This window comes from Escherichia sp. WS2035, from assembly GCF_046487065.1.
GTDB classification, from domain to species: domain Bacteria; phylum Pseudomonadota; class Gammaproteobacteria; order Enterobacterales; family Enterobacteriaceae; genus Escherichia; species Escherichia coli.
The window spans coordinates 1-6,779 of the sequence record NZ_JBJQKD010000033.1 but is presented as its reverse complement, the minus strand read 5'-3'; the positions used below and the strand labels follow the sequence as shown (position 1 = coordinate 6,779).

Genomic DNA, 6,779 nt, shown 5'->3' with positions numbered 1-6,779 from the left:
CTTGAGCGAGCAGACAGAACGCTTGAGCCAGTTATACAGCGAGAACTGGAGATAAGAGAGGAACGGCTGATACAGGAGCGCGAACATGTGTTATCCCTGGAACGGGAGCGTCAGCCGGAAATACAGGAACGCACGCTGGATGGCCCTTCGCTGGGATGGTGAAACCATGAAAAATGGCAGCTTCAGTGGATTAAGTGGGGGTAATGTGGCCTGTACCCTCTGGTTGCATAGGTATTCATACGGTTAAAATTTATCAGGCGCGATCGCGGCAGTTTTTCGGGTGGTTTGTTGCCATTTTTACCTGTCTGCTGCCGTGATCGCGCTGAACGCGTTTTAGCAGTGCGTACAATTAAGGGATTATGGTAAATCCACTTACTGTCTGCCCTCGTAGCCATCGAGATAAACCGCAGAAATCGTGTCAGCCAGCAGCCTGGATTTTTTCGGGGTAAGGTCTTTGCTGCGGTAATCAGTACCCGCAAATTGAGTTGTGCCCCGGAGTGAGTTTAAAAATTCCTGGCTGTGAAACTGCTGAATGCGTTGTTGCACATCACTCCGTGATTTTCCTGTCGCTTTATCTTTAGCTCCCATATCCCAGAACTGCCGAAAAAAAGGCACCATCATTCGTGTTGTGTCGGCTTTTTGGGTGGAAAAGTTGGGATCAAAACCGTCATCAGAAGCATATACGTAATGCCGGGTATGTTGTTCCACGCTGCCCTTTGGGGTACAGGCTGTGAGAGCTACTGTTGCTGTTATCATGGCGATAAGACAAAGTTTGTTTCCGGTACGTCTCATGAGTGTCTCCCTACCTTAAAGTATTTATTCTCGGTGAGTTATTATCCGAAGACTATTTTATCATCAGTCTCTGACAGCGTTCAGCGACCGAACAACCTGGACCAGAATCCCCGTTTCTTTTCCAGTTCCAGTGCCTGCCTGAGCTGGGCTATCTCATTTTGTAGCTGTTCCCGTTCTGCTTCCTGGCGTCTGCGATCCATATCCTGTGCCTGTTTATCCTCAAGCATCAGCGTCAGGCATTGTTTCAGCTCATTCAGCTCCCGGAGAATGCGTTCTGTCTGCTGATCATGTGGATTTTCTGCATGTCCCTCACTGTGCCTTTCTGGTGTCTCATTCTGCTTTAATTCGCCGTATGCCCGGATCAGTTCACTGGTTTCAAACTCCCGTCGTCCGTCCCTGCCGGTACGGTAACTGACAAGGCCTGCGCGCATATCACGGTAAAACTGTGAACGCGATCTGCCTGTCATTTTTAGTGCGTCCCGGAGTGTGTGCCATGCCATAAAGTGACAGTGTCCCATAGATGTCTCATCTCATAGTTTCAGTAAAACATAATGAGGTCTGAGAACGGTAATGTTTGTGCTGGTTTTTGTGGCATCGGGCGAGAATAGCGCGTGGTGTGAAAGACTGTTTTTTTGATCGTTTTCACAAAAATGGAAGTCCACAGTCTTGACAGGGAAAATGCAGCGGCGTAGCTTTTATGCTGTATATAAAACCAGTGGTTATATGTACAGTATTTATTTTTAACTTATTGTTTTAAAAGTCAAAGAGGATTTTATAATGGAAACCGCGGTAGCGTACTATAAAGATGGTGTTCCTTATGATGATAAGGGACAGGTAATTATTACTCTTTTGAATGGTACTCCTGACGGGAGTGGCTCTGGCGGCGGAGGTGGAAAAGGAGGCAGTAAAAGTGAAAGTTCTGCAGCTATTCATGCAACTGCTAAATGGTCTACTGCTCAATTAAAGAAAACACAGGCAGAGCAGGCTGCCCGGGCAAAAGCTGCAGCGGAAGCACAGGCGAAAGCAAAGGCAAACAGGGATGCGCTGACTCAGCGCCTGAAGGATATCGTGAATGAGGCTCTTCGTCACAATGCCTCACGTACGCCTTCAGCAACAGAGCTTGCTCATGCTAATAATGCAGCTATGCAGGCGGAAGCAGAGCGTTTGCGCCTTGCGAAAGCAGAAGAAAAAGCCCGTAAAGAAGCGGAAGCAGCAGAAAAGGCTTTTCAGGAAGCAGAACAACGACGTAAAGAGATTGAACGGGAGAAGGCTGAAACAGAACGCCAGTTGAAACTGGCTGAAGCTGAAGAGAAACGACTGGCTGCATTGAGTGAAGAAGCTAAAGCTGTTGAGATCGCCCAAAAAAAACTTTCTGCTGCACAATCTGAAGTGGTGAAAATGGATGGAGAGATTAAGACTCTCAATTCTCGTTTAAGCTCCAGTATCCATGCCCGTGATGCAGAAATGAAAACGCTCGCTGGAAAACGAAATGAACTGGCTCAGGCATCCGCTAAATATAAAGAACTGGATGAGCTGGTCAAAAAACTATCACCAAGAGCCAATGATCCGCTTCAGAACCGTCCTTTTTTTGAAGCAACCAGACGACGGGTTGGGGCCGGTAAGATTAGAGAAGAAAAACAAAAACAGGTAACAGCATCAGAAACACGTATTAACCGGATAAATGCTGATATAACTCAGATCCAGAAGGCTATTTCTCAGGTCAGTAATAATCGTAATGCCGGTATCGCTCGTGTTCATGAAGCTGAAGAAAATTTGAAAAAAGCACAGAATAATCTCCTTAATTCACAGATTAAGGATGCTGTTGATGCAACAGTTAGCTTTTATCAAACGCTGACTGAAAAATATGGTGAAAAATATTCGAAAATGGCACAGGAACTTGCTGATAAGTCTAAAGGTAAGAAAATCGGCAATGTGAATGAAGCTCTCGCTGCTTTTGAAAAATACAAGGATGTTTTAAATAAGAAATTCAGCAAAGCCGATCGTGATGCTATTTTTAATGCGTTGGCATCGGTGAAGTATGATGACTGGGCTAAACATTTAGATCAGTTTGCCAAGTACTTGAAGATTACGGGGCATGTTTCTTTTGGATATGATGTGGTATCTGATATCCTAAAAATTAAGGATACAGGTGACTGGAAGCCACTATTTCTTACATTAGAGAAGAAAGCTGCAGATGCAGGGGTGAGTTATGTTGTTGCTTTACTTTTTAGCTTGCTTGCTGGAACTACATTAGGTATTTGGGGTATTGCTATTGTTACAGGAATTCTATGCTCCTATATTGATAAGAATAAACTTAATACTATAAATGAGGTGTTAGGGATTTAATTATTCTTTATTGATATAAAAAGTCCTAGCAATCCAAATGGGATTGCTAGGACCAAACAAAGTAGATTATATAGCATAAATAGGTTTAATTTTGCTACGGGGGCGTTATTTAGGTTTTTTCTTCTTTCGAAAAAATCTTTCTTTATGAAGTTAAAAGCTATGTGTTCAATAGCATATTTTGAATATGGACATAGAATAGTGCTTATCACTATTGCATATAGCATCTTATCTGACACAAGGAAATAATACCCTTCGCTGTTTTTTGTTATAAGGTATATATATATAAGTGTGCAGTACAGGCCAAATAAAATATTTTTTATGTAGTATCTTAAGCTCATAAATTAAACCTCGCCATATATTCTTTTCATTTTATAAGGATCGAGTTATGAGGAAAAGATTTTTTGTGGGAATATTCGCGATAAACCTCCTTGTTGGATGTCAGGCTAACTATATACGTGATGTTCAGGGAGGGACCATCGCACCATCCTCCTCTTCTAAACTGACGGGGATCGCGGTTCAGTAGAAAAGATCAAAGGATCTTCTTGAGATCCTTTTTTTCTGCGCGTAATCTGCTGCTTGCAAACAAAAAAACCACCGCTACCAACGGTGGTTTGTTTGCCGGATCAAGAGCTACCAACTCTTTTTCCGAAGGTAACTGGCTTCAGCAGAGCGCAGATACCAAATACTGTCCTTCTAGTGTAGCCGTAGTCGGGCCACTACTTCAAGAACTCTGTAGCACCGTTTGTGCCATCATCGCTCTGCTAATCCGGTTACCAGTGGCTGCTGCCAGTGGCGTTAAGGCGTGCCTTACCGGGTTGGACTCAAGACGATAGTTACCGGATAAGGCGCAGCGGTCGGGCTGAACGGGGGGTTCGTGCACACAGCCCAGCTTGGAGCGAACGACCTACACCGAACTGAGATACCAACAGCGTGAGCTATGAGAAAGCGCCACGCTTCCCGAAGGGAGAAAGGCGGACAGGTATCCGGTAAGCGGCAGGGTCGGAACAGGAGAGCGCACGAGGGAGCTTCCAGGGGGAAACGCCTGGTATCTTTATAGTCCTGTCGGGTTTCGCCACCTCTGACTTGAGCGTCGATTTTTGTGATGCTCGTCAGGGGGGCGGAGCCTATGGAAAAACGCCTGCTACGTGGCCTTCTTCCTGTTCCTGGTCTTTTGCTCACATGTTCTTTCCGGCCTTATCCCCTGATTCTGTGGATAACTGTGTTACCGTTTTTGTGTGAGTCAGTACCGCTCGCCGCAGTCGAACGACCGAGCGTAGCGAGTCAGTGAGCGAGGAAGCGGAAAAGCGCCTGGACGTGCATTTTCTCCTTACGCATCTGTGCGGCATTTCACACCCGGCATGGCGTACTTTTCATACAATCCGCACTGATGCCGCATGGTTAAGCCAGTATACACTCCGCTATCGCTACGTGACTGGGTCAGGGCTGCGCCCCGACACCCGCTAAAACCTGCTGACGCGCCCTGACGGGCTTGTCAGCTCCCGGCATCCGCTCACAGACAAGCTGTGACCGTCTCCGGGAGCTGCATGTGTCAGAGGTTTTCACCGTCATCCCCGAAACGTGCGAGGCAGCTGCGGTAAAGCTCATCGGCGTGGTCGTGAAGCGATTCACAAATATCGGCCTGTTCATCTGCGTCCAGTTCGTTGAGCTTCTCCAGCAGCGTTAATGTCTGGCTTCTGATAAAGCGGGCCATGTTAAGGGCGGTTTTTTCCTGTTTAGTCACTGATGCCTCCGTGTAAGGGGGATTTCTGTTCATGGGGTAATGATACCGATGAAACGCGAGAGGATGCTCACAATACGGGTTACTGATGATGAACATGCCCGGTTACTTGAACGCTGTGAGGGTAAACAACTGGCGGTATGGATGCGGCGGGTCTGCCTGGGGGAGCCGGTTGCCCGTTCCGGAAAACTGCCGACACTGGCACCGCCGTTACTGCGTCAGCTGGCCGCCATCGGAAATAACCTGAATCAGACAGCCCGTAAGGTGAACAGCGGGCAGTGGTCTTCCGGTGACCGGGTTCAGGTGGTGGCCGCACTGATGGCCATCGGGGATGAGCTGCGCCGGCTGCGTCTGGCCGTCAGGGAACAGGGGGCGCGGGATGATAGTTAAATTTCATGCCAGGGGAAAAGGTGGTGGCAGTGGTCCGGTTGATTACCTGCTGGGGAGGGAGCGTAACCGCGAAGGCGCAACGGTGCTTCAGGGTAATCCGGAAGAAGTCCGGGAACTCATCGATGCCACGCCATTTGCGAAGAAATACACGTCCGGTGTTCTGTCGTTCGCGGAGAAGGAGCTGCCGCCGGGAGGACGTGAAAAAGTGATGGCGAGCTTTGAGCGTGTACTGATGCCCGGTCTCGAAAAAAATCAGTACAGCATCCTGTGGGTGGAGCACCAGGACAAGGGACGGCTTGAGCTGAATTTTGTCATTCCGAACATGGAGCTACAGACCGGAAAACGCCTCCAGCCGTACTACGACCGCGCAGACAGGCCTAGAATTGATGCCTGGCAGACGCTGGTGAATCACCATTACGGGCTGCATGACCCGAACGCCCCGGAGAACCGCAGGACGCTGACACTCCCTGATAACCTGCCTGAAACGAAACAGGCGCTTGCTGAGGGCGTCACGCGAGGTATAGATGCACTTTACCATGCCGGAGAGATAAAAGGCCGTCAGGATGTGATTCAGGCGCTCACTGAGGCGGGGCTGGAAGTGGTCAGGGTGACGCGAAGCAGTATCAGCATTGCAGATCCGAACGGCGGGAAGAATATCAGGCTGAAAGGAGCATTTTATGAGCAATCTTTTGCAGACGGGCGCGGAGTTCGAGAAAAAGCTGAAAGAGAGAGCCGAATCTACAGAGAAAATGCTGAACAACGAGTTCAGGAGGCTCGGCGAATCTGTAAGCGAGGCTGTGACATCAAACGAGACGAAAATCAGAGACGCTATAGCCCTGTTCACAGCCTCGACAGAGGAATCGCTGGAAAAACACCGGGAAGGGGTGAAAGAGGCGATGATGCAGCACAGGAGGGACGTGTTAAAGCTGGCAGGGAATACGGGCATGATGTTACTGGGGATAGTCTTTCTCCTGTTTACCGCGAGTGGCGGGACGCTCTGGTATCTTGGAGGGAGGATACAGGCGAACCTGGAAGAAATCAGGAAGCAGGAAGAGACATTGCAGAAACTGAACGCGAAGACATGGGGCGTGGAGTTTGTGCAGGACGGGAACAGGAAATTCCTTGTCCTTCCGTACGGGAAATCAGCGGAGGTGATTCCCTTTCAGGGGAAAGAGTGGGTACATCTGAAGGAGTGACACAGAGTGACAGAGCTGGAAACACATTTGCTGAACGCCTTAGAGCAGCTGCAACAGGACTATATGCAGCGGCTGAGCGAATGGGAGAGCGCCTTCGTGGAATTGCAGAAGATGTTTTCGCTTACGCAACGGGACAACGCGATGCTGAACGAGCGGGTCATGCAGTTGAGTCAGCAGGTGCAGCACTTGAGCGAGCAGACAGAACGCTTGAGCGAGCAGACAGAACGCTTGAGCCAGTTATACAGCGAGAACTGGAGATAAGAGAGGAACGGCTGATACAGGAGCGCGAACATGTGTTATCCCTGGAACGGGAGCGT

10 protein-coding genes and 2 pseudogenes are annotated in these 6,779 nt (G+C 48.7%); 7 read left to right on the top strand and 5 right to left on the bottom strand.

All coding sequences use genetic code 11. The features are described from left to right. Nucleotides 1-162: pseudogene (locus ACJHX4_RS26430) on the top strand (nuclease); the annotation flags it as partial. Nucleotides 163-372: 210 nt separating this feature from the next. Here the strand turns inward: ACJHX4_RS26430 and ACJHX4_RS26425 are convergent. Together ACJHX4_RS26425 and ACJHX4_RS26420 are read right to left on the bottom strand one after the other, a co-directional pair. After that, nucleotides 373-792 carry an Exc2 family lipoprotein gene (locus ACJHX4_RS26425; RefSeq protein WP_001254967.1) on the bottom strand — a complete coding sequence of 140 codons (420 nt, stop codon included), beginning with the start codon at nt 790-792 and terminating at the stop codon, nt 373-375. A gap of 80 nt (nt 793-872) precedes the next feature. Beyond that, nucleotides 873-1,310 carry a hypothetical protein gene (locus tag ACJHX4_RS26420; protein ID WP_001405929.1) on the bottom strand — a complete coding sequence of 146 codons (438 nt, stop codon included), beginning with the start codon at nt 1,308-1,310 and terminating at the stop codon, nt 873-875. 259 nt (nt 1,311-1,569) lie between these two features. Here ACJHX4_RS26420 and cea point away from each other — a divergent pair, with 259 nt between their 5' ends. Beyond that, nucleotides 1,570-3,138, top strand: a complete 1,569-nt coding sequence (cea, locus tag ACJHX4_RS26415; protein ID WP_000447006.1) for a pore-forming bacteriocin colicin E1 — start codon at nt 1,570-1,572, stop codon at nt 3,136-3,138. On the opposite strand, the gene ACJHX4_RS26410 is transcribed toward cea, so the two are convergent. Continuing rightward, nucleotides 3,135-3,476, bottom strand: coding sequence for a colicin E1 immunity protein (locus ACJHX4_RS26410; protein ID WP_000058759.1), 342 nt, complete (start codon nt 3,474-3,476; stop codon nt 3,135-3,137). The genes cea and ACJHX4_RS26410 overlap by 4 nt on opposite strands. 47 nt (nt 3,477-3,523) lie before the next feature. On the opposite strand from ACJHX4_RS26410, the gene ACJHX4_RS26405 reads away from it, so the two are divergent. After that, a complete protein-coding gene (locus tag ACJHX4_RS26405) occupies nt 3,524-3,661 on the top strand; it encodes a colicin release lysis protein (RefSeq protein WP_001405930.1) in 138 nt (45 codons plus the stop codon). Nucleotides 3,662-3,859: 198 nt separating this feature from the next. Here the strand turns inward: ACJHX4_RS26405 and ACJHX4_RS26400 are convergent, their stop codons facing one another. Beyond that, the gene (locus tag ACJHX4_RS26400; RefSeq protein ID WP_071531517.1) at nt 3,860-4,018 is read right to left on the bottom strand and encodes a replication initiation protein; all 159 of its coding nucleotides are present in this window, start codon (nt 4,016-4,018) and stop codon (nt 3,860-3,862) included. A 669-nt stretch (nt 4,019-4,687) separates the two neighbouring features. Beyond that, nucleotides 4,688-4,879, bottom strand: coding sequence for a Rop family plasmid primer RNA-binding protein (locus ACJHX4_RS26395; RefSeq protein ID WP_000165985.1), 192 nt, complete (start codon nt 4,877-4,879; stop codon nt 4,688-4,690). A 63-nt stretch (nt 4,880-4,942) separates the two neighbouring features. Between ACJHX4_RS26395 and ACJHX4_RS26390 the strand changes: the two genes are divergently transcribed. From ACJHX4_RS26390 to ACJHX4_RS26375, 4 genes and pseudogenes are all read left to right on the top strand, one after another. Beyond that, nucleotides 4,943-5,266 carry a MobC family plasmid mobilization relaxosome protein gene (locus ACJHX4_RS26390; protein WP_000955999.1) on the top strand — a complete coding sequence of 108 codons (324 nt, stop codon included), beginning with the start codon at nt 4,943-4,945 and terminating at the stop codon, nt 5,264-5,266. Further along, nucleotides 5,208-5,576 (top strand): annotated as a pseudogene (locus ACJHX4_RS26385) (hypothetical protein); the annotation flags it as partial. The gene ACJHX4_RS26390 and the pseudogene ACJHX4_RS26385, both read left to right, overlap by 59 nt. Nucleotides 5,577-5,943: 367 nt before the next feature. Continuing rightward, on the top strand, nt 5,944-6,462 hold the full coding sequence (locus tag ACJHX4_RS26380; protein WP_000067500.1) for an MbeB family mobilization protein: 519 nt from the start codon (nt 5,944-5,946) through the stop codon (nt 6,460-6,462). 63 nt (nt 6,463-6,525) lie between these two features. Continuing rightward, nucleotides 6,526-6,723, top strand: coding sequence for an MbeD family mobilization/exclusion protein (locus tag ACJHX4_RS26375; protein WP_250695747.1), 198 nt, complete (start codon nt 6,526-6,528; stop codon nt 6,721-6,723). Nucleotides 6,724-6,779: the final 56 nt, after the last annotated feature.

Excerpts from the sequence above, each read along its gene's own strand:
- ACJHX4_RS26425 (WP_001254967.1), bottom strand. The coding sequence starts at position 792 with ATGAGACGTACCGGAAACAAACTTTGTCTTATCGCCATGATAACAGCA.
- ACJHX4_RS26420 (WP_001405929.1), bottom strand. The coding sequence starts at position 1,310 with ATGGGACACTGTCACTTTATGGCATGGCACACACTCCGGGACGCACTA.
- cea (WP_000447006.1), top strand. The coding sequence starts at position 1,570 with ATGGAAACCGCGGTAGCGTACTATAAAGATGGTGTTCCTTATGATGAT.
- ACJHX4_RS26410 (WP_000058759.1), bottom strand. The coding sequence starts at position 3,476 with ATGAGCTTAAGATACTACATAAAAAATATTTTATTTGGCCTGTACTGC.
- ACJHX4_RS26405 (WP_001405930.1), top strand. The coding sequence starts at position 3,524 with ATGAGGAAAAGATTTTTTGTGGGAATATTCGCGATAAACCTCCTTGTT.
- ACJHX4_RS26390 (WP_000955999.1), top strand. The coding sequence starts at position 4,943 with ATGCTCACAATACGGGTTACTGATGATGAACATGCCCGGTTACTTGAA.
- ACJHX4_RS26380 (WP_000067500.1), top strand. The coding sequence starts at position 5,944 with ATGAGCAATCTTTTGCAGACGGGCGCGGAGTTCGAGAAAAAGCTGAAA.
- ACJHX4_RS26375 (WP_250695747.1), top strand. The coding sequence starts at position 6,526 with ATGCAGCGGCTGAGCGAATGGGAGAGCGCCTTCGTGGAATTGCAGAAG.